Genomic DNA, 274 nt, shown 5'->3' with positions numbered 1-274 from the left:
CGACATCGAATTCGGCCTTGTCGCCCTCGGCGACGCTCTTGTCGCCGAACAACGGCTTGACGCCGATCAGCGAGGCGCTGGGGGCCACCGGCAGCACGATCTTGCGCTCGACCGAACGGCCGCCGCTCTCCGCCATGCGGATGAAGATCTGGGCCTCCTGCGGCCGGGTCGAGGCCGGGACCTTCTCGAGCTTCACCGGGAAGGTCGCCGCGCCATTGGCATCGGCCTCCGGCAGGTCCTCGATCGGAGTCCGCTCATTGCTCGCGGTCTTCTC

The 274-nt window shown here is 68.2% G+C and carries 1 protein-coding gene; it reads right to left on the bottom strand.

What is annotated here, in order from left to right; all coding sequences use genetic code 11:
- Positions 1-274 (bottom strand): hypothetical protein (locus OU789_RS16865; RefSeq protein WP_274656956.1); only part of this gene is annotated, 274 nt, incomplete at both ends.

It is taken from the genome of Halocynthiibacter sp. C4 (assembly GCF_028823805.1).
Classification (GTDB): domain Bacteria; phylum Pseudomonadota; class Alphaproteobacteria; order Rhodobacterales; family Rhodobacteraceae; genus Falsihalocynthiibacter; species Falsihalocynthiibacter halioticoli.
Note: the sequence above shows the minus strand (reverse complement) of the source record. Positions and strands in the feature narration are given on the sequence as shown.